Raw genomic sequence first — 24,873 nt, 5'->3', positions numbered from 1 at the left:
TTACATCCATTACTATAACCACGACCGAATCAAACTGAAGTTAAAAGGGCTGAGTCCTGTGCAATACAGAACCCAGCCCTTGAGCGCCTAGCTTTTATACTGTCCAACTAATTGGGGTCAGTTCATTTTACGGGGGCTTTTTTATTGAAGAGGGGCAAGATGACCGTATTTTTACCAAGACATTGAGGAAGGCTTTCATTAGATTCATAGATTGTCTTTCTGCAGACTGATTCTGGAAGCATGTGACTTCGTTCTTATCGTATAAAAAAATAATTCTCCTTAATTTTCTAAGCTGTACGGCTTTGCACGCCGCAAATTTGCCTGATTTACCCGACGCTCAGGATAGTGGCTTGGGCAAAATTAATTGGGGAACGGATGGGGCAAGCCTGGGATTTAAGACGGCAACTGAGCGTCTTACTGCAAGCATTGCTTATTCGGAATCGAATCAAACGGCTTTGAATCTGGATGCGGGATTTGCGCTGAGCGATTATTTTGCTTTGGGCGCTAATCTGGCGGTGAGTGAGGGCTTTCAGGAGGCACTGCTCACCGGTGTTTTCAGCACGCCGGATCATTTGCGTTTAAGGCTTTCTGCAGGGCAGCAGCAGGCACAGAAGCAATTTCAGTTTACATATGGCAGTGATGAGCTGGAGATGCGGCAGAATAATTATCTGTTAAATCTAAAAAAGAGCTGGGACAGGGGCCGTGTTTTATCGGAGCTGGGGGTCACGGTTTATGCCGCCGACCCAAGCCTGAAAAACAAAGGCCTTGCACAGGAGAGCAGCAGCGAGCTGTATTTTGATCCGCGTATGTCCAGCACCCGGCGTCAGGGTGCTGTTTACAATATCAGCCTTGCACCCAGTTATTTTTCCAAGCTTGATTTTGGCCTGGGCTATCAGCGTGCTCAGGATGTAGCAGGGGCGCAGTGGGGGGAAAAAGAGCGGCAATCATTAGTGCAATACAGCCAGTATTTTGCCAACTGCATGCGCCTCAGCGGGGGCTATAACGGCAGCGAATCCAGCCGTCTGTATAACTTGGGGATTGCCAAGGATGAATGGAGCCTGACGGCTACCCGTACTCTGGAGCAGGATTACGCCCAGGGCAATGTTGTGCTGCGCTACGCGATTCCCCTGTATGGGGGCGGTATGAAAAGCCGGAGTTGCGCGCAGTATCTGCTTGCTTCCAAATCCTATACTCCTGTTTTAAGCGAGGCCATTCAGCGGCCATCCCCCAAATCGGCACTGGTTTACAGTGGCCTGAGCGGCGTTGTGCCTGAGAAAAACGCGGATAACGGTGGGGTGAGCATTGATATCAGCAACCGCCAGACTATTTTGCTGCTGCAGCCCGTAAAGGCGATTATTGCACTGCAAAGCGCAGACAAAGCCGTGATTCGCGAGCGTGGCGCGGAGTTATTTGTGCTCGAGGCAGGCACAATCAGGGCGATGCTGACACGCTTTCAGCAAGCAGGCAGCTATATTCTGGATGTGCAGCAAAGTGATGGCGCGATACTGCAAATTGAGGTGGAAATAAGCAAAGCCGCCGCCGAGCTGGGAGGGGATGCTAAGCTGGTTTCGGTGAAACGTTTAAATTTCCCTACGCTTTTAGGCCTGCAGAATGTATCGCCAGCACAGTTTGCCCGTATGCCCGTGGCCGAGCTGGCGCTGTTTAATGCGGAGCAACTGCTCTCTTTACCCCCTGCAGTGATTGCGGCAATGACAGAAGCCCAGCTGGCGGCATTAAAATTACTGCCGGTATTGAGCCCGCCACAACTGGCCGCTCTGCCACCCCAGCGCCTGATCGCCATGAGCCCTGAGCAGCTGGGCTCGCTGTCACGGCCCCAGCTTGATGCTTTAAATGCAGATGATGTTGTGTTCAGCCCTCAGCAACAGGCCGTTTTGCCTATGCCAGATCTGGCTGCGCTGACGATGACAAACAAAACCCTGGATGACGAGCCGTTTTATATCCCAGCGCCTGCCAGCAATAGCAAAGGGGTGATTAGCTATTACAGCAGCACGCCAGATGTTGCCTCTGTGGATGAAAAAACCGGCTGGGTTACGATGCTAAAAGCAGGTGAAACGGTGATTGAAGCCAGACAAGCCGCCAAAGGAATCTATACGGCAGTCAGTGTAAAAGCACCGCTGATTGTTCAGGCCGGGCAGGAAATTGGCCCGCTTGAATGCAGAAGGGTAAGTGATGAATTATTTCAAACATCCCGCCCTGACTGGCGGGAGAAACCCTCCAGCAATATTCAATAAATACGCGGGTTTCACCCGTACTGCATGAAGTGCGGGGCTGCATTATTTTCAACAGACCCAAAGGACAAACATGAAATTACTCTGTATCACCGGCGGATCTGCTGGCTTGGGCGCTGCGCTGGTCCGCTTGTATCAGGCTAAGGGCTGGCAGGTGTGTGAGTTTTCGCGCAGTGGCCAGCTGGCAGGGCATATCAGTGTTGATCTGGCGGCAGGCAATGCGGCCAGTCTGGTTGACGGGCATTTTGCTCAGCTGGCCAGCCAGGATTGGGAAGAAGTGCTGCTGATCAATAATGCCGGCATGCTCAGCCCGTTGGCCCCGGTTGCCACGCTCAGTGATGAGGCGATTGCCACTAATCTGAGTGTGAATTTCAATGCAGCGATCCGCATTATTGCTGCGTTTATCCGCCATTTTGGCGATCTGCCTGCACGTAAAACCGTGCTGCAGGTTTCATCTGGTGCAGCGATTCGTGGCTATGGCAGCTGGTCTTTATATTGCGCCAGCAAAGCAGGGCTAGAGCACTTTATCCGTGCGCTGGCGGCAGAGCAGAGCACGGCGGCGCACCCGGTGCTCTGTATTAATTTTGACCCCGGCGTGATGGATACCGCCATGCAAGCCGAAATACGCTCGCGCACCACAGAGGAATTTCCCGATGTAGACCGCTTTATTGCCCGCAAAGAGCAGGGCTTATTACGCCAGCCAGAAGATGTGGCCGCGGCTGTTGCAAGGCTGGTGGCTTCTGAGATTCAGGGCGGCGAGCGATATAGTGTGGAAGAGGTGTGAATGGGAACGGAAACCCAAATCTTGGACCACGGAGGACGCAGAGAACACGGAGTTTCACGGAGAAAAACAAGGTTTGTATTTAGTTGTTTTGTAGGTTTTTAGTATTTCAAAACCCAACAATCAGAGTTCGTATCGCAGCTGGTAGCACGGGGCTTAAATCTCCCCTTGAAACACGCCGGAGTGAGGAACAAGCGGGGCGGGGGATCGCTTGGGAGCGAGGCAGCGAGGCAGCGAGCCAATCCCGCCCGCCGCCGACTCGATTGGACCGCAGCAGGGGCCTTCGTGCTTTTGGGGTTGTGGCTTCGCTTCCTTTCTTGGCCACACAAGAAAGGAAGGTCCAGCGGGACGCCCGCACCTAAATCAACGTGCCGAAGGCACTAAAAAGATCTTTTTGTATTTTAGTTAGCGAACATGGGGTGAACCACGCCAGATTGATGCCTCAAAAACTAATAAAGACCATACTTCACCCGCCATACGCAATTGGTGGTGTGGGCACAGCGGTGTGCCCACCCTACAACTTTTGTCAGTTATTCACCGAATAAACCTGCCCGGTCTGTGCGCCTTCTACGCTTTTGCTGTAGGCCAGCGCTACTTTTGCGGCGGGTACGGCGTCAAAGCCGCGGAAGTAGGGCCCGTAGCTTTCAAGGGCTTCTTGTAATACTGTTGGGCTGATGCTGTTGATGCGCAGGCCGCGTGGTAATTCGATGGCGGCGGCGCGGACAAAGCCGTCGATGGCGGCGTTGACCATGCTGGCGCTGCTGCCAAAGCGAATCGGATCGCTGCTTAAAATACCGCTGGTTAAGGTGATCGAGCCACCGTCATTTAATGCGCTTTGCGCGGCCAGCGCCAAGTTCACTTGCCCCATCAGTTTATCGTTGATGCCGATTGCGTAATGGTCGGCGCTAAATTCGGCCAGCGGGGCAAAATGTACATTCCCTGCTGCGGAGATCACCGCATCTACCTTACCAACTTCTTTAAACAGAGCCGTAATGCTGGCTGCGTCTTTCAGATCAACTCTGTATTCGCCGCTGCTTCTGCCGGCGGTGATGATTTCATGGCGTGCTGCCAGTTCTGCAACAACAGCTTTGCCGATTGTGCCATTGGCACCGATAACGAGGATTTTCATAGTTTTCTCTCTCTGAAGTTGGGTTTGCTAAACAGGCCCTGTGCCTTTGATTAGCGTTGATTGTGTACAACGACTAGCATAAACAATCTTTTTTCGATGATAATTAGCCCAATAATCAAACGAGTGTTGCCATGATGGAAACAATCAGTCAGCAAGTCATTTGGGCCAATACCTTTGCCTGTGTGGCAGAGCAAGGCAGCTTTACGCTGGCGGCAGAAATTTTGGGCTGTTCTAAATCCTATGCCAGCAAGCAGGTATCGCAACTGGAAAATCTGCTGAAAGTAGCGCTATTCTTTCGCACTACCCGCAAACTCAATCTCACCGAGGCGGGCAAGGTTTATCTGGCACATTGCCAATCGTGGCAAGCGCAGGTTTCGGCCGCTCAGCAGGCCGTGCAGGTTTTACGTGAAGAGGTGGCAGGCTTATTGCGTATCACCGTGCCAACCAGTTTTGGCGGGGTGTTTATGTCGCAGATTTTAATGGCGCTGCGCGAGCAATATCCGATGCTGGAAGTCGAGCTGGATGTCAGCCGCGAGCCGCGGGATTTAGAGGCCGATGGCTATGATCTGGCGGTGCGATCCGGCTATTTGGGCCATGAGCGGCTGGTGTCTAAGCCCCTGGTATCGGCGCAGCTTTGCCTTGTTGCCTCCCCGGCTTGTATTGCCCGCTCGCCAGCGCTGGCGTCACCGGCTGATTTGCTGGCCTGGCCCTGCCTTGCTAACTGCCATTTTCGCGATCCTTGCCACTGGGTATTTAACCGGGGCAAGGAATTACACGCGGTGGATATCAGGGCGGAGTTAAGAATCAGCGATTATGGCTTGCTCAGAAATCTGGCTTTAGATGGCGCGGGGGCAGTGTGCTTGCCTTATTACTTAATCGCCGGTGATTTAGCCAGCGGGCAGTTGCAGCAGTTGCTGCCCGAATTTAGCCTGCCCACCCAATCACTGTATCTGGTTTACCCACAACGCCTGCCCCAGCCCGCCAAGCTGCGGGTGCTGATCGATTTTCTCACTGATTGGTTTGCAAACAATAAGCAGGCAACGCATTGAGCGGCAAAGCGCAAGGTCTGTTGTTTTGCTCTGTGTTCAGATTTGGCTTTAGAGGCTGCTGCTTAAAACAGCACCTCATCCAGCCGCTGGCTGAAGTCTTTGGGCTGGATTACATCGCTGCGTAAGATTTTAACCGGCAGGATGCAGCGGTCCAGCCACTGGCCGCGCTCTGCCAATACATGGCAGAGTGTGATTTCTGCGGCATCTTCTGCCTGGCTTTGTACGCCCATTTTATCGAGCTTTAAGGACTGGATTTCCAGCTTAAGATGGCTGCTGGCATCGGTCAGCGAAGTTTCCAGCAGGGCGAGCAGGGCATCTGGCTCCAGTGCGCTGCGGCAGGCGTTAAATTCTGCAGATAGTTTTTCTACTTCTTGTGTGAGTGCGGCATAGCGCGGCTCGGTGGGTTTGCAATAACGCCAGCTCATGCGTACTTCATTCAGCTCGGTTTCCAGCTGGCGTTTAAATTGCTCTCTGGCTTCGATATGCCATGCTGCGTGGCTGGCCAGCAGCCTGAGCAGGCGGCTGATGAGTTTTTCTTGTAAATCCGTCATGCTGCCCGCTACCTGGCTGATTTGCTGGCCACGGCAAACAAGTACTTGCTGGGCCACATCCTGCCTGATGTTGTCGCCGCAGACTTCCATGCCATAGCGTTGCTGTAACTGGCTTTGCATAATCAGAACAGCGTAAGCGTGATCGGCCAGCGGGTTTTGCGCAAACCAGTTTCTGACTTCTTCGGAATGGCTGATGGTTTCCTGCACGCTTTCTGCTGTACCAAAAGCCGCATGGGTATGCGCTTCCTGGTTCCAGCTGTGGCTGGACAGCTCTACCGGCGCGGGCAATTGCATCACGATGCGCCCGCTCCATGAGTGGGCAATTGCATAGGCATTTTGCAGGCGTGCCAGATAACGGCTGGCGAGTTTAATGCGCGGATTGGCGCTGTCTGCTAATGCCGTCAGCAGGGCCGGATCACAGGCAGGCGCAGCGGGTTCACGGGTAAAAACAGCGCGGAGCGCATTCCAGAGTTTCATGGGCTATCCAAATAAAGTGTACTGAGGTCGGGCTCTTCCAGCTTGCGGATTTCACGGGCAGGGTTCCCGGCTACAAAAGTGCAGCGTGGCACATCACGAGTTACTACGGCTCCTGCCCCCACCACGCTGTGATCACCAATGCTGACACCGGGGCAAATAATAGCCCCTGCGCCTATCCAGACATTAGCGCCAATGCTGACGGGCTTTGCTGTAAAGGCATATCTTTGGCGTTCGGTGGGATCGACTGGGTGGTTAACGCTGATAATCTGAACATGAGGGCCGATTAAGCTGTGCTCCCCTATCGTAATGGGGGCGCCACCTAAAATACTGACCCCCAGATTGATCATTACTTTGCGGCCTAGTTCAACTTCCCAGCCGCGTGATAAATACAGCGGCGGATATATATTCACATCTTTTGCTTTTGCAAAAAGCGCCGGGATCAGCTCACGGCGCTCATCAGGCGTGCTGTTGTTAAATTGCTTAAGATGTATTTGTTCAGCAATAAATGGGGCCGGGTCGGTGTTTTCTAAGTCGCTAAAATGATAGTAAATCGTTTCAGGCATAGCAGGCTTCCCCTCGCTTGTTTGTGTTTAAGACTTTTTGCTTACAACCCACACCCCCAGCATGACAAGGGCTGCACCCAGCCATTGAATGGCCGTGAGGCGCTCATCCAGAATACCAATACTCATTAAAATAGACAGCATGGGGCCAAGGCTGCCGATGATGGCGGTGCGGCTGGCCCCGATGCGGCTCATGGCAGCGGCTGTGGCATAAATCGGCAGTACGGTTGCAAAAACGGCCATTGCGGCAGCAAGGCCATAAACCGGCAGGGGCTGAATAAGCGCATTAAGCGGATGAGTGATTAAAAAATGGCAGAGCACGGCAATGCTTGAAACGGTAAGCCCCAGCTCGGTAAAACGCATTGCGCCTATCCGGGAAATCATCGCCGGGCTCAGGCTCATATATAAGGCATAGCAGGTGGTGCTGGCCATAATAAAACCGATGCCCACCCAGTCTGCATTGGCCTGAGCTAAGCCAGGCGCAATCACAAGCGCGATGCCTAGGTAGGTGAGTGGCAATGCTTGCTTCATCCGCCGGGTCATCACCGTGCCGGTGAGTACAACCGAAAACAATACGGTGAGTGTGGGATAAAGGCCGAGAATCAGCCGCTCTAAGCTGGCACTGACTGTCATTAAGCCAATAAAATCGAGCACGCTGGAGAGGTAATAGCCTAAAAGCCCTAAACCAATCAGCGCCAGATAATCGCGCCCGGCGAGGCGTGCTTTGCTGCGCCACAGGCTGTAGCTGGCCAAAATCAGCAGCACAAACAACATACGTAAGCAGACAAGCGTAATGGCGTCTGTGCCGTGGCGGTAAGCCAGCTTGGCAAAAATGGCTTTGCACGAAAAGCCAGTCGCGGCAAAAATGGCCAGAATAACGCCAAGGCGAAATGAGGAGCTGCTTGCGCTACTATGCATTCTGAGATTGCCTTCTGCCTGTTTGTGCTTATGAAAACAGCTTTCTGCCTTGAAACACTTTATCCTGTGCTGTGGTTTAAGATTTGAATCTGCCTGAGCCTGGCTTGTTATTCATGGGCTATTTTTGCTAAACCCGCCTGGATCAGGTGATAAGCAATACTGGATTTTCCAGGCAGCTCGGGCAGGTTTTCTAGGCCAAACCACTGCGCATCTTCGATCTCTCCTTCCTGCGGTGTGATCTCCCCCGAAACGTAATCTGCGATAAAAGCCAGCATTAAAGAGTGCGGAAAAGGATGACTTTGGCTGCCAAACCAGCTCAGGTTGGAGACTTTTACCCCTACCTCTTCATAAATTTCGCGAAAAACAGCCTCTTCGCAGCTTTCACCGGCCTCTACAAAGCCGGCCAGCGCGCTGTAAACGCCTGGGCGAAAATGGGGAGAGCGGGCCAGCAGCAGCTGCCGGTCTTTCTTAATCAGTACCATAATTGCAGGTGAGACTCTGGGATAAGCACGGTGCAGGCAGGCCGGACACTCTCTGGCGGTTTCTTTATTCATCCTGGTGGTTGCTGTGCCGCAGCAGCCACAAAAGCGATGCTGCCTGTCGAAGGTTAGCAATTGCTGTGCCCTTGCCGCAATCCAATAATGGCTGTCTTCAATTAAGCCCCAAGCCGCTCGCAGGCCAATGGCTTGCAGATCTGTTGCATAGGGTGTGTCTTTATGCCAGGCCATCAGCACACATGACTGGCCCGCCACACTGCCAATTTGTACTGAAATTTCAGCGCCATCGTGGGCAGGCAAATTGTGGTGCTCTGGCAGGCGGCCGTCGGGAAACACCAGAAGCTGATCGCCGATAAAAGCCAGGCAAAGACTGTTTGCGCTGGCTGGCAGATGTTTGTATTCAGGAATAAACGCGGTGGGAAGCATGGCCAATTCTTTAAAGTGAGTCAGGCGGTTGTGCAATGCCAGTATCTTAATGCAGAGCTTTAATCAGTAGTGATATTCCTGTCAGAATAGTGACACTTTCAAAGCAGCGTTTAATCATCTGATTACCCTGCTTTAATCCCCAGTGTGCGCCCAGATAGCCGCCCATGGCAGAGGCCAGCAGCAAGACGGGAATCCACGGCCAGTAAACGCCAGCTTGCAGTGCCAGCGAAATAGCTCCGGCGCTGTTCCAGAACAGCCCTACCAAAACCATGGTGTAAGCCACTGCCTGTTTGTAATCCATACCAAACCAGTGCACCAACCACAGCGTGACAAACAGGCCGGTGCCTGAGGTAAAAGAGCCATTCAGTACGCCAATAAAAAATAAACCTGCCACACCCAGCCAGAGCTTTGAGCCGCTGCGATGGCGGCTTTGCTGCTGCTGGCCAAGAGCCGGAGAAAACAGTGAATACAGGCCTAAGCCACTGGTCAGAATAGCCAGGATAAATAGCGTTAATTGTTCGGGAATATGCAAGACCAGCAGGGTGCCAACAAGCACGCCAGGTAAGCCACTGGCTAGCACTAAGGAAGAAAAACGCCAGTTTAGTGTGCCTGCTTTTAAATGTTTGAAAGTGGCCCCCAGCCCCAGCGCCACACTAGCTACTTTATGCGTTGCCAGTGCCACAGGAAACGCCAGGCCTAAGAACAACAGAATAGGCAGTTGCAGCAGCCCCGCGCCACCACCTGCCAGCGCAGAAAGCGTATTGGCGATTAAAGAAACAATAAATAAGGCGAGCAATTCAATCATTGGCGTTTACTTAGGCTGGTGGGCGTATATCGATTTATATCAGCATAAAAATTGTATTTATTTAATCTGCGGCTACTTTGAGTAGACGAGTTTTGCTTGTTTGTCGTTTAAAAACATCAATACCGCCAGGCAGGGACAGAGGAGAGCTGAATCTTTTTGTAGATTTTTGTCAGGATACGCAAGTTTTTAAGCCGGGTCAGTAAATAATCAAGGAGAAGAATAAGTCTTTTTATTCAGCATAAAGTGGCTGCCGGAGCCCATTCTGTGAATATTGTGCTGATGCACAATGATATTGCTATTTTCTTACAATTGCCCCTGGTTATGCAGTAATTTGAACAGGCTTGGTCTGACTTAGGGATAGTCCTAGGCTAGTTTGGCTTGTCAAACACATGTTTGATTCGTAGCATCAAGTGGGTTTACTACAAAAAGCATCGGGCTTTGGCTTGTGCTAATCAAAACAAGACGGGAGATTTACATGAATTCTTCACTGCCACGGGCAAGCCGCCCCTTTGCTGTTCTGCTACTGACCTCCTTGCTCGCCGCGTGCGGCGGTGGCGGAGATGCAAGCACCCCGGCGGATACCCGCAATATCAAAGAAGTTGTTTCTTTTGGTGATAGCCTGAGCGATGTGGGCACGTATAACCCGACCACGGCGGATGCTGATTTAACGAATGATATTCCGGTTGGTTTACGTTTTACTACCAAGCCTGCTACAGCCCCAACTGGTGCGGTGTGGACAGAAATTCTTGCTGCCGAATATGGCTTAAATATCACTCCAAATCGTTTGGTAAATTTTAGTGGTCTTAATCCTGCCACCGGTGCTCCTGTTGGCACACCTGCCACGATGGGCAAAATTTATAATCTTGGTGGAGGTTCTTACGCAGAAGGTGGCGCAAGAATTGCGACAGAACTAACTATAAATGACAAGGGTTTGCCAGTTAAAGATGGCTTGGTCACTCTGCCGAATGGGGCAAGTTATCAGTATTTAACCTCACTTTCAGTGAAAGGGCAGATTGCTAAGTATCAAGCGGCACGTACAAGTTTTAATGCCGATCAATTGGTCTTGATTGAAGGTGGCGGCAATGACTTCCTTGCTTTCTTAACAGGGGTAGGGGAAAAAATAATTGATCCGGCTACAGCGCCTAATGAAATTGGCAAAAATGCAACTGCGATGGTTACTCAAGTAAAAACACTGATTGCAATGGGGGCTACTAAGGTGGTGTACGCCAATCTACCTGATTTGGGTAAGACTCCTTTATTTGCTGCCGCCCCAGACTCATTTAAAGGTTTGGCTACAACGCTTTCTACTGAATACAACAAGGCGGTTGCGGCGGGTTTGGCTGGTGAAATAGCGGCCAAGAAAGTAGTTCTTTTTGACTTGGCGGGTCTGTTTACTAAAGTGACCACAAGTCCTGTAAGTTATGGCTTGGTTAATGTAAATAATATGGCGTGCACTAACGATACCACCCCTTCTGCCACACCTTTGCCGCCTACTACAGATCCTAAAAAAGTCTCGGCACTAATATGTACCGGTAAAACGCTAGCTGCAGTGGGGGCCGATGGTAATTACCTGTTTGCAGATGGAATTCATCCAACAATTACAGTTCATGGGATTTGGGGTAAGACTGCAGCGGCTACGGCGATGGCGTCTGGCTTCGTTAAGTAATCGTCTTTGATTTAAAAGCCGCGTTCAGCCTCGAGCTTAACGCGGTTTTTTTATTGGTCCTCGCCGAGGTATCCGGTAAAATTCGCCCATGAGCAAATTAACATTAGATCGCATCCTGCAATCGCAGGGTTTTGGTACGCGCAAGGGTTGTCGCGAGATGATTACCGACGGTGAAGTAGCCGTAAACGGTGAAATCGTTAGCAACTTTAAGCTCGCTTTTGAAACTACAGGGCTAGAGCTCGCCATCTTTGGTGAAAGCTGGCCCTATCGTGAGCATGTGTATATTGCGCTGAATAAACCGGCCAATTTTGAATGCTCACGTAAACCTAGCCACCACCCCGGTGTGCTGACGCTTCTGCCAGAGCAATTTAATTGGCGTGAAGTGCAGCCCGTTGGGCGTTTAGATCACGATACCACTGGCCTATTGCTGATGTCGGACGATGGCTCGTTTATCCATGCGCAATCATCCCCTAAGCGCCATGTACCTAAGGTTTATGTCGCCATTACCGCCGAGCCGGTGAGCGATGAATTGGTCGCGCTGTTAATCGCCGGTGTGCAGCTTAACGATGAGCCAGCGCCTTTGGCTGCCGTGCATTGCAAAAAGCTAGGTGAGAATGAGCTAGAAATCGTGCTGGAGCAGGGCAAATATCACCAAGTAAAACGCATGCTGGCCGCAGCAGGCAATCATTGCGCGGGACTAAGACGCTCTGAGATTGGCGGCTTAAAACTGGCTGAAATGGATTTGCCAGAAGGCGAGTGGTGTTATCTAACTGAGGCGCAAATGGCGCTGTTGGTGCCTGCGCAGTAAAACCCTTGGAGAAAGAGTATAGTAAGGCTGCTTGTGTCATGGCTTAGTCATATATCTGTTATGGCTTTGTCACTAAACATCTTTAGCCTTGCTGACTTTTTGCTTCCTGCCTAAGGGTATTCCCATGAATTTACGTAATGGCCTGCTTGTGGCCAGCATTGCGCTGGCGCTTACTGCATGTAATGACTCTGATGTGGCGGCTCCTGAAGCCGTAGCTGCTCCGGTTGACGTTAAGCTGATTGCGATTAACGATTTTCACGGCAATATCGAAGCAGGAGCGATCACCCTGACAGTTCCCGATGCCACCGACCCAAGCAAAACCACTAAGGTGCCGGTGGGGGGGGCTGAATATCTGGCAACCTGGGTTAAAAACCTTAAGGCTAAAAATCCAAATAATGTGGTGGTTTCTGCCGGTGATTTGATCGGTGCCAGCCCGATGATTTCTGCTCTCTACCACGACGAGCCAACCATTGAATCGATGAATGCGCTGGGTCTGGAATTCAATGCGGTAGGAAATCACGAATTTGACGATGGCAGCGCAGAATTACTGCGCATGCAAAATGGTGGCTGCCATGCAGATGCAAGCACCAGCTGTGCTGGTGGTAAGTTTGAAGGTGCTAAATTTAAGTTTCTGGCCGCCAATGTGCAAGACAGTAAAACAGGTAAAACACTCTTCCCCGCTTACCAAATCAAAGAATTTAATGGCGTAAAAGTTGGTTTTATCGGCATGACTTTAAAAGGCACGCCAGGCATTGTTACGCCGTCTGGCATTGCGGGTTTAGATTTTAAAGACGAAGTAGAAACCGCCAATAAGCTGGTGCCTGAGCTGCAAAAACAGGGCGTTGAAACCATCGTGGTCTTGCTGCACGAAGGTGGTATTACCACTGATAAAAAATACAATGAATGTAATGGCATTTCCGGCCCGATTGTCGATATCGTGAACAAGCTGGATAAAGCCATCGATGTGGTGATTTCTGGCCACACCCATCAGCCCTACAATTGCAAAATCAACGATAAGCTGGTGACCAGCGCCTACCAATACGGCGGCATGGTGACAGATATCGATCTGACGATTGATCCAAAAACCCGCAATGTCACGAAGATGAGCGCCAATAATCTGGCGGTAACGCGCGATGTGCCAAAAGACGCAACCCAAACCTCTCTGATCGAAAAATTCCAGAAGCTGGTTTCCCCGCTTAAAGATCGTGTTGCCGGAACCATCGCCGGTGCGCTGACTAAAACGGCGACAAAAGCTGGCGAGATGTCACTGGGCCGTGTGATTGCCGATGCCCAGCTTGATGCAACGGCAGATAAGAGTAATGGCGCTTCGCAAATCTCCTTTATGAACCCGGGTGGCGTGCGTGCCGATTTAACACCAGACGTGGCTGGCAAGGTGACTTACGGCCAGCTGTTTACCGTGCAGCCCTTTGGTAATACCTTGGTAACGATGACGCTGACGGGTGAGCAAATAGATAAAGTGCTGGAGCAGCAATGGAATGGTGCTGCAGTCAAAATCATGCAGGTGTCAGCAGGCTTTAGCTACACATGGGATAAGAGCAAGCCTGATGGTAGCAAGATTGACATTGCCAGCATTAAGCTCAATGGCGTGGTTATCGATCCTAAAGCCAGCTACCGCGTGACTGTGAATAACTTTATGGCTACGGGCGGTGATGGCTACCTGGAATTTGTAAATGGTAAAAACGTGCTGGGCGGCCCGCAAGATGTGGATGCCCTGGAAAACTACCTGAAGAAAAATCCTTTGCTTGCCGTGCCTAATGCAGAGCGGATCAGTGTATTGAATTAAGTCATGGCTTACGGCGCTAAGCCGTAATGCATCAGGCCGCAGTCTTTTTCCTGAATCAGGAAGAAGCTGCGGCTTTTTTCTTGCGCGCAAAAAAACACGTTATCACATTCAGGCTGGTTGACTATGGTTAAAGCCATACTCAAGGGGTAAGTGAATGAAACATATCTGTATACAGCGCAGGCAGTTTTTAATGTTGGTGAGCAGCTTACTTGCCACAGCGGCTATACCTGCGTGGGCTGCGGGGGCTCTAGGAGAAGTGAAGCTGCTTGAAGGGCAGGCGTGGCGAAATGATCAGCCATTGAAAGTGGGCGACCCGATTGCCGCAGGGGATCATTTACGTACCGGTGCAGATTCAAAGCTGGTGGTGAGGGCAGAGGGCGATGTGTATTTGCTGCGCGCTAATACTACCTTGCAGCTGGAGCAAAAAGGGACGGTGCTGAGTGGATTACGCCTGTTGAGCGGCGCTTTACTGGCCGTGTTTTCTAAAGGGCATAAGCAGATTATTACCCCAACGGTAACGGCGGGGATACGTGGTACGGGGCTTTATGCTGAGGCCAGCGAGCAGAGCACCTACTTTTGCCTCTGCTATGGCGAAGTTGATTTAAGCCCGATGCACCAGCAGGCCAAACGCTTTCGGGTAAAGGCCAGCCACCATAAAGCGCAGACGCTGGATGCTAAAGGCGGCGTAGAAAAATCGCCACTTCGTAATCATAGTGATGACGAACTGGCGATTTTAGAAGCCTTAGCGGGGCGTAAACCCAATCCCGCCTCAGATAAAGCGCTGCCTTAAGGTGCTTATTTTGTCAGCCGCTCATTCCATTTTTTAACCGCAGTATCCAGCGCGTCTTTGGCTGATTTGCGGCCGGTAATAGCGGCTTGTATTTCATTTTGCAATGTACGCTGCATGGTGGTTTCATCTGGCAAAATGCCGGGTTCCAGCGTTAGCGTTTTAGCGTTGCCGATGGATTGTGCTGCAATAGCGCGTGATTTTTCTACGGGGTCGCTACTCTTCGCTCCCGACATAAAATAGCCATCTGTTGCTGCTAGCTTAGTGGATGGGAATGTTGTGCCGGTTTCTTTAGAGAAAGCCAGCTGTGCTGCATCGCTGGTTACAAATTTACCCAATTTGGCTGCGTCGGCTGGTGATTTTGTTCCTGTTGGAATCACGTAATCCATCATCCAGCCGCCAAAAGCCATTTTGCCTTCGGCAATCGGGAAGGGCGCAATGTCCGTTTTGGCGTATATGGCCTTGCTATCGGTTTGGGTGCGTTTTAATGCCTGCGGCGCCGTGGTCATCATGGCAATTCTTTGCGTATTATACGAAGCAATTTCCTGCTCGAATTCCATTTTGAACACATCTTTAGGCATTGCGCCTGCTTTATATAAATCAGCAAATTTTTGTAATAAAGCAATGTGTTTTGGCGAATTGAAAACAGCTTTGCCATTTTCAATCACAGGCAGGCCCGCATAGTAAAACCAGTTAATAAAACTGCCGCCACTTTCTGCTGATAATTTTGGTGCAAAAGCAGGTGTTTTTGTTTTTTCACTAATTGTTTTTGCCTGGGCCAGCAATTCATCAAAGTTTTTTGGTGGTGCTTTAATGCCCGCTTTGCTGAATAACTCTTTATTGTATGCAATTACAGAAACAGAGTTATACCAAGGGAAAGCGTAGATTTTCCCTTTATAAGTGACATCATTCAGTGCATTGGCCTGATATAGATTTTTATCTGCGCCCAGATATTCATCCAGCGCAAGGATATTACCCTGGCGGGCAAAATCGTGTACCCATGGCACATTAAAATTAACTAAGGCGGGCGGGTTGCCTGCTGCAATGGCCGCGATCAGTTTGGGCTGGATCTGATCCCAGTTCATATCAACCCAGACCGCCTCCAGATTTGGATTCTTCTGATTAAATTGAGTGGTAAGGTCCGTAAAATAGCGGTTGAATTTTGGAGCCATATTCATCGTCCAAAATTCCAGTTTTACTTTCTCTGCAGCAAAAACGGGCGAAGCGCTTAATACTCCAGCTACCATCATTGCACTGGCAATCAGTTTCTTTTTCATCGCTATTTCTCCAAATAAGGGTCTGGACGGCTGACCAATGCTGATATTGTGAAACTTTGGCCCATTTTTACAGTGTGAATAAATATAGATTATTTGTGTATGAAAATGCCTTACATCTTTTGTTGTAAGGGTGTAGACGCCTGTCATAACAATATAAGCCTGCTGCCAGTCATATCATGGTGTTGTTTCTGCAGGCCGGATATTTCCTATGCTCAATATATTCATTTTTTTATATAAATATGTTGTATTCATAATGCATGGTCTTTTTAATGACTTTCTTCAATCTATAATTGCCAGCTTAACCTTGGGCGAGGTATGAAACGATGTCTGTATTGATCTGCGGTTCTATGGCTTACGACACCATCATGGTTTTTCCTGATCGTTTTAAAAATCATATCCTTCCAGAAAAAATTCATATGCTTTCGGTGTCCTTTATGGTGCCGGACATGCGCCGTGAATTCGGCGGGTGCGCGGGCAATATCGCCTATAGCCTGAAAATGCTTGGGGGCGACCCGCAGATTATGGCCACCGCTGGCTGCGATTTTGCACCCTATGCGGAGCGCCTCGATACGCTGGGCATTCGCCGCAGCAATATTCGCGAAGTTGAAAACACCTTTACCGGCCAGTGTTTTTTAACCACGGATCTGGATGATAATCAGATCAATGCATTTCATCCTGGTGCAATGAGTTTTTCACACTTAAACCGGGTGAGCGATGCGCAAGTGCCGGTCAGCCTGGCCATTATCTCGCCTGATGGCAAGCAGGGTATGCAGGAGCATTGCGAGCAATTGGCAGAGGCGGGCATCCCCTTTATTTTTGACCCGGGCCAGGGCCTGCCGATGTTTAGCAGGGATGAGCTATTACGCATGATTTCGCTGGCAGACTTTCTGACGCTGAATGATTACGAGCTGGAAATGGTACTCAACACCACGGGGCTGAGCCTGGAGGCTCTGCAAATGGCAGTGAAAGTTTTGATTGTTACGCTGGGAGGGGATGGCTCCAGAATCTACGCCGATGGCGTTTGCCATGATATTCCTGCCGTTGCCACCAAAGAAGTCTTAGATCCAACAGGGTGCGGTGATGCTTATCGCGCAGGGCTTTTGTATGGAATCAGCCAGGGCTGGGATTGGCCCGCTACGGGGCGGCTTGCTTCATTATTAGGCACTATTAAGATCGCCACTAAGGGCGGGCAGAATCATGCCATCAGTCGTGAAGAGCTGGCCGCTCGTTTTGAAGCTGCATTTGGTTTTGCGATGCCCGCGGTTTAATGCCGGGACGGTAACGGATGAGGCGTAATTGATGAATAGCGTCTGTTCGGATCAGCGCAGGCCATGGCTTGCGCTTTTTTTTTGCATGTATGAAATGTTTAGCGGGGAAAACGAACAGGATTCGTTGTTTTCTTTCGAGTATTAGCGTTATCTACTGTATTAAATCTGTCATTTAACTGACACTATGCATTCACTGTTTATCTATATGGTCTGATCCCACGCCGGAAACACCGGCTAAACCATATTTATAAGCAGGGGTTGCAATGAACAATAAGCTTAAAGAAAGCTGCAAGCTGAAAAAATTGATGGCACTGTGCCTGATGGCCTGGGGCATGGCTGCTCCCGCCCATTCTGCGGTGGTGATTAGCCAAGTGTACGGCGGTGGCGGTAATAGTGGAGCCACTTTAAAAAATGATTTTATTGAGCTTTTTAATGCAGGCGATCAGCCTGCAGATTTGTCCGGATGGAGTGTGCAATACACTTCTGCCGCGGGCGGCACATGGCAAAAAACGCCCATCAATGGCGTATTGCTTGCAGGTCAGTACTATCTGATTCAGCAAGCTGCAGGTACGGGGGGCAGCGTAAGTTTACCAACGCCTGATGCGATTGGCACACTCGCCATGAGTGGCAGCTCAGGCAAAGTGGCTCTGGTTAAAAATAATTCCTTATTGGGTTGTGGTACGGAGTGCAGCAGTTTTGCCGATGTGGTTGATTATGTGGGCTTTGGTGCGGCAAACAATGCAGAAACCAGCCCGACCGCGGTATTAAGCAACACAACGGCAGCATTACGTAAACAAGATGGTTGTACTGACAGCAATAATAATAGCGCTGACTTTATTGTTACAACGCCTGCGCCGCGCAATACGGCAACGCTGATTAAGACTTGCGGTGGTGTTTCACCAACGCCAACGCCAACACCAACACCAACACCAACACCAAGCGCACAGCGCATCCATGATATTCAAGGCCGTGCTCATCGCTCTGCGATGGAAAACCGTCAGGTAAGCAGTGTGCCAGGCGTGGTCACTCTTGTGCGTAGTAATGGTTTTTATATCCAGGATACCCAGCCTGATAATGATCCTTTGACGTCTGAAGGTATCTTTGTATTTGTTGGCAGCGCGCCCAGTGTTGTAGTGGGCGACGCGGTACTGGTTTCGGGTGTGGTCAGTGAGTTCCGTCCTGGCGGTACGGGTGGCACGAATAATCTGACAACCACGCAAATCAAAGTGGCCGCAGGTGGCGTGAGCAAAGTGTCATCGGGCAATGCTTTGCCAGAGCCGGTGATCTTAGCGGCAAATGTACCTAATCAGCGCTTGTGGCAGGGGAATGTCAGCGATGCAGAGCTGGCGGCTTCGCTGGATTTGGCCAATGGCCTTGATTTTTATGAAAGCCTGGAAGGGATGCGCGTACAGATTGATGGTGCAATTGCTACCGGGCCAACTAATCGTGGCGAGGTATTTGTAGTCGCAAACTATGGGCGAGATGCAAGTGGCCGGACGCCGCGTGGCGGAGTGGTCGTTACAGAAACAGACTTCAACCCGGAGCGTATCAAACTGGTGCCGGGATCGGCAACTGTGCCTGCGGTCAATGTGGGTGATTGGTTCTCTAAGGCTGTGGGCGTGGTTGATTATAACTTCGCCAATTACACGGTCGTGCTTAGTGAGTTAGCTGCCGTGGTAAGCAGTAATCTGCAGCCAGAAGTAACGCGCAAACAGGCTGCCGACGAGCTGGCCATTGCATCGTTCAATGTAGAAAACCTGGATGCCAAAGAGGGGGATGCCAAGTTTGCCCGTCTTGCGGCTCAGATTGTGCAAAACCTGCAATCGCCCGATATTCTTGGCCTGATGGAAATTCAGGACAATAACGGTGCAAGCAGTGATGGCACGGTTGATCCATCCCAGACACTGGCAAAGCTGATCGCGGCCATCCAAAGTGCGGGCGGCCCGGCTTATCAGTATCGCCAGATTAATCCGGTTGATGGCCAGGATGGTGGCGAGCCAGGCGGCAATATTCGTCAGGTGTTCTTATTTAACCCCGCCCGCGTCAGCTTTATTGACCGCGCTGGCGGCACATCCACCAAGGCCGTTGATGTGGTGGCATGCCCGGAACAAGCATGCCTGACAGCCAGCCCGGGCCGCATTCTGCCGCTTGATCCGGCTTTTAATGCCAGCCGTAAACCACTGGCCGGTGAGTTTTCCTTTAATGGCCAGAAGCTGTTTGTGATTGCAAACCACTTTAATTCTAAAGGGGGCGATCAGCCATTAAGTGGCCGCTTCCAGCCTGCAAACCGTACTTCAGAAGTTCAGCGCAATAAGCAGGCGCAAATCGTGGCTGATTTTGTAGGGCAGATTAATGCGCTGGATCGTAATGCCAATGTCGTGGTGCTGGGTGATATCAATGATTACCAGTTCTCCACCACGGTGGCCAGGTTGAAGGCTGTTGGTTTGGTTGATCTGGTAGAGGCCCTGCCAGAAAACGAGCGTTATACCTATGTGTTTGAAGGCAACAGCCAGGTGCTGGATCATATTTTGGCGTCCCCGGCTTTGGCCGCCCGCACAGAATATGACGTGGTGCATGTGAATGCCGAGTTTGCAGATCAGGCTTCTGATCATGAGCCGGAAGTCGCAAGAATCAAACTGCCACAGCCATGGTTTGATGTGAGCGATCGCTTTACCCAGCAAAAATCGGGTTTGGTGTATAGCGCTGCCAGCAAAACCTTTAATGGCAGCCTGACTCTGGCCGCGCAAAACGTGGTGAGTGGCCCTGTTCGGGTGCAAATCAAAGACCTGCCTCCTGGTGTGAGCCTGGCAGGTGCTGAAGATGGCGTCATCACGGCCAATATCACCACAGGCGCGGCACTGGTCTTGCCGCTTAAATTCAATAATCCCGCACGCGTGGCGATTCGTTTTAACGCACAGATTCTGGCGACTAAGGACTTCAAATAATGAAAAACACTCTTAAATTGGCTCTGGCCGGGCTTTTCCTTGCTTGCAGCAGTATGGCGTCAGCCGCTGCGTACCACATTAATCTGGATACCAGCAGCATTGACGGGAAAGATGGTTTTATTGCATTTGGCTTAAATGGCCTGAGCGATTCTCCATTTGTGGGTGCTTTGCTCAGCCAGTATCGCGGCAGCAGCCTAGGGCTGATTGATGCGGATAATACTTTTAATGTGCAGGGCGATTTAAATACATCGCTCAAGTTTGATAACCGCTCGCTAAATCAGTTTACTCAGGGGCTGATTTTTGGCAAACAGCTGCAGTTTGATGTGGAGTTTACGGATAGCCGGGATGAGTTGGGCTCAGGTACCAGCTTTACTTTTGCTGTGCTGGATAAAAACTACGCTGGCATCTTGGGCAATGATCCGTATGGCGTTGTTGCTCAAGCTGATTTTATCCCTGGGGCTGCGCTAAATTTTACAAGGAATACTGTCCTGGCAACGGTTACACCAGTGCCGGAGCCAGAAACCTATGCATTGATGGGGCTGGGGGTATTAGGTTTGGCTTTGCGTCGTAAACGTGTATATGCTGTTTAAATAAATTAGCCTGATCTAAAGCGATCCCTGCCGGGATCGCTTTTTTTTGCTTGTGAAGCCGATTGTTTACGTGCGTGTTGTAAAAATGAAATGAATATTTTTGATATTTTGTATGTTTTTGTAAGTAAATATTGTGTTAACTCAGTATGAAGCACTTATTTTGTCTTCAATTTTAAGAATAAATGCTTATTTATTCTTTCGGCTAAACTGACAAGCTTTGCGGTAAATGCGCTGTTTTTAAAAATTTAAGCATTTTATGCTAAATAATTATTTCTCCTGAGCTTATGGTGTATGTGAATCGCCCTGTTGAAGGTGAGGTCGGGGTTTAATTGCTTTGATGTATGATTTATATCGTTTTTTTGCTAAGGCACAGGCTGTCAGGGCTGCCGGAGTGGGCGCAAAAATAAAGAAGCAGGCCGGCAAAGTGTTGGGGATATCTCTAGTAGGACTTGGCCCTAACGTGAGGTTTACTGATACACAGCACTTTTAAGGCTCTTATGAGTTTTCTCTATTAACTTAGTAAGGTGGGGAATCACTAATGCGATTAAAACAGCTCGGATATATTCTCGCTACGGCGTGTGCACTGAATGCTGGTACGGCGATGGCCGCAGGCAAAACTCTGATTTTCTGCTCTGAAGGCAGCCCCGCCGGTTTTGACCCGGTACGCTATACCTCTGGTACTGATTTCGATGCTTCTGCCGAAACTGTTTTTAATCGTTTGGTTCAATTCAAACAAGGCTCTACCCAGATTGAGCCTGGTCTTGCAGAAAAATGGGAAGTGTCAGCAGACGGCCTGACTTACACTTTTAATCTGCGTAAAGGCGTTAAATTCCACACCACTCCATTTTTTAAGCCAACGCGTGATTTTAATGCCGATGATGTGGCATTCACTTTTCAGCGTATGACAGATAAAAACCTGCCATTTAATAAGGCCGCACCATCTGATTTCCCATACGTTGCCGATATGGGCCTTGATACCAATATCGTGGGTATCGAAAAAGTAGATGCTTATACCATCCGTTTAAAGCTTAAAACGGTTGATGCAGCCTTCCTGCAAAATATCGCCATGTCTTTTGCCTCGATCTATTCGGCTGAATACGCCGACAGCCTGCTAAAGAGCGGCAAGACTTCGCAATTGAATACCATGCCAATTGGTACTGGCCCGTTTATTTTCAAAAGCTATCAAAAAGACAGCAATATCCGCTTTGATGCCAATGAGCAATATTGGAAGAAAGGCGATGTAAAACTGAGCAAGCTGATTTTTGCAATTACGCCAGATGCTTCTGTGCGTTACCAGAAACTGCAAAAGGGTGAATGCCATGTGATGGTTTACCCGCGTCCGGCTGATTTGAAAGCGATGAGTGCAAATGCCGAGCTGACTGTGCCATCGCAAGCCGGTTTCAACTTGGGCTATCTGGCTTACAACGTACAGCATAAGCCACTGGATAAGCGGGAAGTGCGTCAGGCTCTGGATATGGCGATTAACAAAAAAGCCATTATCGAAGCGGTTTACCAGGGTGCCGGCCAGTCTGCCACTAACCCAATGCCACCAACGCAGTGGTCTTACAATAAAAAGCTGAAAGACCAAACATACGATCCGGTTAAAGCCAAGGCTCTGCTGAAAAAAGCCGGTATTGCCGAAGGTACAGAGATCACCCTGTGGGCGATGCCAGTACAACGCCCGTACAACCCGAATGCAAAACTGATGGCTGAAATGATTCAGTCTGATTGGGAAAAAATCGGCATCAAGGGCAAGATCACCACTTACGAGTGGGGCGAATACCTGAAGCGTGGTAAAGCAGGTGAGCACGATGCCATGCTGGTGGGCTGGACAGGCGACAATGGTGATCCTGATAACTGGCTGGGTGTGAATCTGGCTTGCGGCTCTGTTGAAGGGAATAACTACGCTAAGTGGTGCGATAAAGAGTTTGATGGCCTGGTTGTAAAAGCACGTTCATTAAATAATCAGGGCGAGCGCACCAAGCTGTACGAAAAAGCACAGGATATTTTTAAGCGTGAGCTGCCATGGACAACGATTGCTCACTCGACTGTGTATCAGCCGATGCGTAAAGAAGTTCTGGGCTACAAGATCAGCCCGTTTGGTCTGAACTCTTTTGTGGGTGTGAGCCTGAAGTAATTTTCCTGGTCTGAGAAGAGCGGCCGCTGCGATTCGGGCGGCCGTTTTTGCGTAAGCGTTTTGTAGTGAACTTATGAAAATTGCATTTGCAGGGTGTGTTTCTTGCTCTGTGCGGTGTTGATATGCAAACGGCAGTAGCCGTATGGGGAAATATCCATGTTTAGTTTTATTTTGCGCCGCTTAAGCGTCACGATTCCTACATTCTTAGGCATCACTGTTTTAGCGTTCGCCCTGATCCATATGATTCCGGGCGACCCGGTACTGGTGATGGTGGGTGAGCGCCGTTTAGACCCTGAATTTTATCGCCAGGCGCTCGTTCGTCTGGGGCTGGATCAGCCGCTTTATATGCAGTACTGGAATTATCTGCTGAAGGTATTGCAAGGTGATTTGGGGCAGTCGCTGGTCTCGCATGAGCCGGTGATTAAAGACTTTTGGGCCTTGTTTCCAGCCACATTAGAGCTTTCGATCTGTGCCATGCTGCTGGCCTCGGTGTTTGGATTGATTATCGGCATGATTGCCGCAATCCGCCGTGGCAGCTGGATTGATCACACCTTGATGGGCGCGGCCCTTACCGGTTATTCCATGCCGGTTTTCTGGCTGGGTTTGCAGCTGATTATGCTGTTTTCAGTGCAGCTGGGCTGGACACCTGTTTCTGGCCGGATTGATCTGGAATTCGACATCACCCGTGTTACAGGGCTGATGCTGATTGATACGCTAATTTCTGGCGAAGCAGGCGCGTTTAAATCGGCCTTTATGCACCTGATTTTACCGACCATTGTGCTGGGTACCATCCCGATGGCGGTGATTGCACGGATGACGCGCTCATCCATGCTGGAAGTACTGCGTGAAGAATATATCCGTACTGCCCGCGCCAAAGGCCTGTCTAAAACCCGCATCGTGCTGGTGCATGCCCTGCGTAATGCCTTGATGACCGTGGTGACCGTAATTGGCTTGCAAGTAGGCACCATGCTGGCCGGTGCCGTGCTGACCGAGAGTATTTTTTCATGGCCAGGTATTGGTAAATGGCTGATCGATTCGATTTCGCGTCGTGATTATCCGGTGGTGCAGGGCGGTATTTTATTGATCGCCACACTGATTATTATTGTGAACCTGCTGGTTGATGTGCTGTACGGCGTTATCAATCCACGTATTCGCCACGCGAGGTAAGTATGACAAACGCTACAACCCTGGCCGCTGCAGAGCCGCTTTACAGCTATCCATCCCCTCTTAAAGAATTCTGGCAAAGTTTTAGCAGCAATCGAGGGGCTCTGGTTTCATTTATTTTCTTTTTGCTTCTGGTGCTTGCTGCACTGCTTGCCCCATGGCTGGCACCGCATTCGCCAACCGAGCAGTTTCGCGAGTTTTTCCTGGCGCCTCCTTCCTGGCAAACTGGCGGATCGATGCAGTTTATTTTGGGCACCGATGAGGTAGGCCGGGATATCTTAAGCCGCCTCCTGCATGGCGCACGCTTAAGCCTGATGATTGGCCTGATCTCGGTGCTGATGTCGCTGCTGCCGGGTATTGTGCTGGGCATGATCGCTGCGTTTTACCCCAACTTTATCGGCACTTCGATTATGCGGGCGATGGATGTAATGATGGCGCTGCCTTCATTGCTGCTGGCTGTAGCCATTGTTGCGGTACTGGGGCCTGGCTTACTCAATACCATTCTGGCGATTGCCGTGGTGAGCCTGCCCTCTTATGTGCGCCTTGCACGGGCGTCCGCCATGGGCGAATTATCTAAAGACTATGTGATCGCCTCCAGATTATCCGGTGCAGGCCAGCTGCGTCTGATGTTTAACACAGTGCTGCCAAATTGCATGGCCCCGCTGATCGTACAAGCCACAATGGGTTTTTCTGCCGCTATTCTGGACGCAGCGGCACTGGGCTTCTTGGGCCTTGGTGCTCAGCCACCTTTGCCTGAATGGGGCACCATGCTGGCTTCCGCCCGCGACTATATCGAGCGCGCATGGTGGGTAGTGACCATGCCGGGGGTAACGATTCTGATCACCGTACTGGCACTCAACCTGATGGGCGACGGCCTGCGCGACGCGCTGGATCCAAAACTGAAAAAGCTGGCTTAAAAAAAACCATAAATCTTCGGCACAGAGTACACGGAGAAGGACAAAACCGAGAACACGGAGAAAATCTC

At 50.4% G+C, this 24,873-nt stretch carries 21 protein-coding genes; 14 read left to right on the top strand and 7 right to left on the bottom strand.

The window, feature by feature from the left end:
* The 3 genes from CSQ88_RS12615 to CSQ88_RS12605 all read left to right on the top strand — a co-directional run.
* Window positions 1-91: IS3 family transposase (locus CSQ88_RS12615; protein ID WP_143449393.1), on the top strand; the 91-nt coding region annotated here is incomplete at its 5' end.
* Between the two features lie 211 nt (window positions 92-302).
* Entirely contained in the window at window positions 303-2,252 is a 1,950-nt protein-coding gene (locus tag CSQ88_RS12610) for a hypothetical protein (RefSeq protein WP_099398446.1), read from the top strand.
* A 70-nt stretch (window positions 2,253-2,322) separates the two neighbouring features.
* Entirely contained in the window at window positions 2,323-3,033 is a 711-nt protein-coding gene (locus CSQ88_RS12605; protein ID WP_099398445.1) for an SDR family NAD(P)-dependent oxidoreductase, read from the top strand.
* A gap of 523 nt (window positions 3,034-3,556) precedes the next feature.
* Here CSQ88_RS12605 and CSQ88_RS12600 read toward each other — a convergent pair.
* A complete protein-coding gene (locus CSQ88_RS12600) occupies window positions 3,557-4,159 on the bottom strand; it encodes a short chain dehydrogenase (RefSeq protein WP_099398444.1) in 603 nt (200 codons plus the stop codon).
* Window positions 4,160-4,290: 131 nt separating this feature from the next.
* Between CSQ88_RS12600 and CSQ88_RS12595 the strand changes: the two genes are divergently transcribed.
* Entirely contained in the window at window positions 4,291-5,208 is a 918-nt protein-coding gene (locus CSQ88_RS12595; RefSeq protein WP_099398443.1) for a LysR family transcriptional regulator, read from the top strand.
* A 62-nt stretch (window positions 5,209-5,270) separates the two neighbouring features.
* Here the strand turns inward: CSQ88_RS12595 and CSQ88_RS12590 are convergent, their stop codons facing one another.
* The 5 genes from CSQ88_RS12590 to CSQ88_RS12570 all read right to left on the bottom strand — a co-directional run bounded on the left by CSQ88_RS12590 (window position 5,271) and on the right by CSQ88_RS12570 (window position 9,442).
* Window positions 5,271-6,236 (bottom strand): hypothetical protein, encoded by a 966-nt coding sequence (locus CSQ88_RS12590; RefSeq protein ID WP_099398442.1) that lies wholly within the window; start codon window positions 6,234-6,236, stop codon window positions 5,271-5,273.
* Window positions 6,233-6,799: a sugar O-acetyltransferase gene (locus CSQ88_RS23585; protein WP_099398441.1), complete on the bottom strand. Its 567-nt coding sequence runs from the start codon at window positions 6,797-6,799 to the stop codon at window positions 6,233-6,235. Before CSQ88_RS23585 ends, CSQ88_RS12590 begins: the two co-directional genes overlap by 4 nt.
* A gap of 27 nt (window positions 6,800-6,826) precedes the next feature.
* Window positions 6,827-7,714: a DMT family transporter gene (locus CSQ88_RS12580; protein ID WP_099398440.1), complete on the bottom strand. Its 888-nt coding sequence runs from the start codon at window positions 7,712-7,714 to the stop codon at window positions 6,827-6,829.
* A 107-nt stretch (window positions 7,715-7,821) separates the two neighbouring features.
* Complete coding sequence (gene nudC, locus CSQ88_RS12575; RefSeq protein WP_099398439.1) at window positions 7,822-8,637, bottom strand: NAD(+) diphosphatase; 816 nt, start codon at window positions 8,635-8,637, stop codon at window positions 7,822-7,824.
* A gap of 46 nt (window positions 8,638-8,683) precedes the next feature.
* Window positions 8,684-9,442 carry a sulfite exporter TauE/SafE family protein gene (locus CSQ88_RS12570; RefSeq protein WP_099398438.1) on the bottom strand — a complete coding sequence of 253 codons (759 nt, stop codon included), beginning with the start codon at window positions 9,440-9,442 and terminating at the stop codon, window positions 8,684-8,686.
* A 445-nt stretch (window positions 9,443-9,887) separates the two neighbouring features.
* Here CSQ88_RS12570 and CSQ88_RS12565 point away from each other — a divergent pair, with 445 nt between their 5' ends.
* The 4 genes from CSQ88_RS12565 to CSQ88_RS12550 all read left to right on the top strand — a co-directional run bounded on the left by CSQ88_RS12565 (window position 9,888) and on the right by CSQ88_RS12550 (window position 14,510).
* Entirely contained in the window at window positions 9,888-11,108 is a 1,221-nt protein-coding gene (locus CSQ88_RS12565; RefSeq protein ID WP_143449477.1) for an SGNH/GDSL hydrolase family protein, read from the top strand.
* Between the two features lie 88 nt (window positions 11,109-11,196).
* A complete protein-coding gene (locus tag CSQ88_RS12560; protein WP_099398436.1) occupies window positions 11,197-11,916 on the top strand; it encodes a pseudouridine synthase in 720 nt (239 codons plus the stop codon).
* 124 nt (window positions 11,917-12,040) lie between these two features.
* Window positions 12,041-13,720, top strand: coding sequence for a bifunctional UDP-sugar hydrolase/5'-nucleotidase (locus CSQ88_RS12555; RefSeq protein WP_099398435.1), 1,680 nt, complete (start codon window positions 12,041-12,043; stop codon window positions 13,718-13,720).
* A gap of 154 nt (window positions 13,721-13,874) precedes the next feature.
* Entirely contained in the window at window positions 13,875-14,510 is a 636-nt protein-coding gene (locus CSQ88_RS12550) for a FecR domain-containing protein (protein WP_099398434.1), read from the top strand.
* Between the two features lie 5 nt (window positions 14,511-14,515).
* Here the strand turns inward: CSQ88_RS12550 and CSQ88_RS12545 are convergent, their stop codons facing one another.
* Window positions 14,516-15,784 carry an ABC transporter substrate-binding protein gene (locus CSQ88_RS12545; RefSeq protein WP_257212584.1) on the bottom strand — a complete coding sequence of 423 codons (1,269 nt, stop codon included), beginning with the start codon at window positions 15,782-15,784 and terminating at the stop codon, window positions 14,516-14,518.
* 323 nt (window positions 15,785-16,107) lie between these two features.
* Here CSQ88_RS12545 and CSQ88_RS12540 point away from each other — a divergent pair, with 323 nt between their 5' ends.
* The 6 genes from CSQ88_RS12540 to CSQ88_RS12515 all read left to right on the top strand — a co-directional run bounded on the left by CSQ88_RS12540 (window position 16,108) and on the right by CSQ88_RS12515 (window position 24,805).
* On the top strand, window positions 16,108-17,052 hold the full coding sequence (locus CSQ88_RS12540; RefSeq protein ID WP_099398433.1) for a carbohydrate kinase family protein: 945 nt from the start codon (window positions 16,108-16,110) through the stop codon (window positions 17,050-17,052).
* A 263-nt stretch (window positions 17,053-17,315) separates the two neighbouring features.
* Window positions 17,316-19,997 (top strand): lamin tail domain-containing protein, encoded by a 2,682-nt coding sequence (locus tag CSQ88_RS12535; protein WP_218963079.1) that lies wholly within the window; start codon window positions 17,316-17,318, stop codon window positions 19,995-19,997.
* Window positions 19,997-20,587, top strand: coding sequence for an NF038129 family PEP-CTERM protein (locus tag CSQ88_RS12530; RefSeq protein WP_099398432.1), 591 nt, complete (start codon window positions 19,997-19,999; stop codon window positions 20,585-20,587). The genes CSQ88_RS12535 and CSQ88_RS12530 overlap by 1 nt, the downstream gene beginning before the upstream one ends.
* Window positions 20,588-21,125: 538 nt before the next feature.
* Complete coding sequence (locus tag CSQ88_RS12525) at window positions 21,126-22,724, top strand: ABC transporter substrate-binding protein (protein ID WP_099398431.1); 1,599 nt, start codon at window positions 21,126-21,128, stop codon at window positions 22,722-22,724.
* A 156-nt stretch (window positions 22,725-22,880) separates the two neighbouring features.
* Window positions 22,881-23,891 carry an ABC transporter permease subunit gene (locus CSQ88_RS12520; RefSeq protein WP_099398430.1) on the top strand — a complete coding sequence of 337 codons (1,011 nt, stop codon included), beginning with the start codon at window positions 22,881-22,883 and terminating at the stop codon, window positions 23,889-23,891.
* A 2-nt stretch (window positions 23,892-23,893) separates the two neighbouring features.
* Entirely contained in the window at window positions 23,894-24,805 is a 912-nt protein-coding gene (locus tag CSQ88_RS12515; RefSeq protein ID WP_099398429.1) for an ABC transporter permease subunit, read from the top strand.
* Window positions 24,806-24,873 lie beyond the last annotated feature (68 nt).

This window comes from Iodobacter sp. BJB302 (assembly GCF_002735645.1).
In the GTDB taxonomy this organism is placed as follows: domain Bacteria; phylum Pseudomonadota; class Gammaproteobacteria; order Burkholderiales; family Chitinibacteraceae; genus Iodobacter.
This window is presented reverse-complemented; position numbering and strand designations above follow the sequence as displayed.

Coding starts and splice junctions, on each gene's coding strand:
- CSQ88_RS23585 (WP_099398441.1), bottom strand. CDS start 6,799: ATGCCTGAAACGATTTACTATCATTTTAGCGACTTAGAAAACACCGAC.
- CSQ88_RS12540 (WP_099398433.1), top strand. CDS start 16,108: ATGTCTGTATTGATCTGCGGTTCTATGGCTTACGACACCATCATGGTT.
- nudC (WP_099398439.1), bottom strand. CDS start 8,637: ATGCTTCCCACCGCGTTTATTCCTGAATACAAACATCTGCCAGCCAGC.
- CSQ88_RS12550 (WP_099398434.1), top strand. CDS start 13,875: ATGAAACATATCTGTATACAGCGCAGGCAGTTTTTAATGTTGGTGAGC.
- CSQ88_RS12530 (WP_099398432.1), top strand. CDS start 19,997: ATGAAAAACACTCTTAAATTGGCTCTGGCCGGGCTTTTCCTTGCTTGC.
- CSQ88_RS12600 (WP_099398444.1), bottom strand. CDS start 4,159: ATGAAAATCCTCGTTATCGGTGCCAATGGCACAATCGGCAAAGCTGTT.
- CSQ88_RS12605 (WP_099398445.1), top strand. CDS start 2,323: ATGAAATTACTCTGTATCACCGGCGGATCTGCTGGCTTGGGCGCTGCG.
- CSQ88_RS12545 (WP_257212584.1), bottom strand. CDS start 15,784: ATGAAAAAGAAACTGATTGCCAGTGCAATGATGGTAGCTGGAGTATTA.
- CSQ88_RS12560 (WP_099398436.1), top strand. CDS start 11,197: ATGAGCAAATTAACATTAGATCGCATCCTGCAATCGCAGGGTTTTGGT.
- CSQ88_RS12555 (WP_099398435.1), top strand. CDS start 12,041: ATGAATTTACGTAATGGCCTGCTTGTGGCCAGCATTGCGCTGGCGCTT.
- CSQ88_RS12595 (WP_099398443.1), top strand. CDS start 4,291: ATGATGGAAACAATCAGTCAGCAAGTCATTTGGGCCAATACCTTTGCC.
- CSQ88_RS12535 (WP_218963079.1), top strand. CDS start 17,316: ATGAACAATAAGCTTAAAGAAAGCTGCAAGCTGAAAAAATTGATGGCA.
- CSQ88_RS12570 (WP_099398438.1), bottom strand. CDS start 9,442: ATGATTGAATTGCTCGCCTTATTTATTGTTTCTTTAATCGCCAATACG.
- CSQ88_RS12590 (WP_099398442.1), bottom strand. CDS start 6,236: ATGAAACTCTGGAATGCGCTCCGCGCTGTTTTTACCCGTGAACCCGCT.
- CSQ88_RS12520 (WP_099398430.1), top strand. CDS start 22,881: ATGTTTAGTTTTATTTTGCGCCGCTTAAGCGTCACGATTCCTACATTC.
- CSQ88_RS12525 (WP_099398431.1), top strand. CDS start 21,126: ATGCGATTAAAACAGCTCGGATATATTCTCGCTACGGCGTGTGCACTG.
- CSQ88_RS12580 (WP_099398440.1), bottom strand. CDS start 7,714: ATGCATAGTAGCGCAAGCAGCTCCTCATTTCGCCTTGGCGTTATTCTG.
- CSQ88_RS12515 (WP_099398429.1), top strand. CDS start 23,894: ATGACAAACGCTACAACCCTGGCCGCTGCAGAGCCGCTTTACAGCTAT.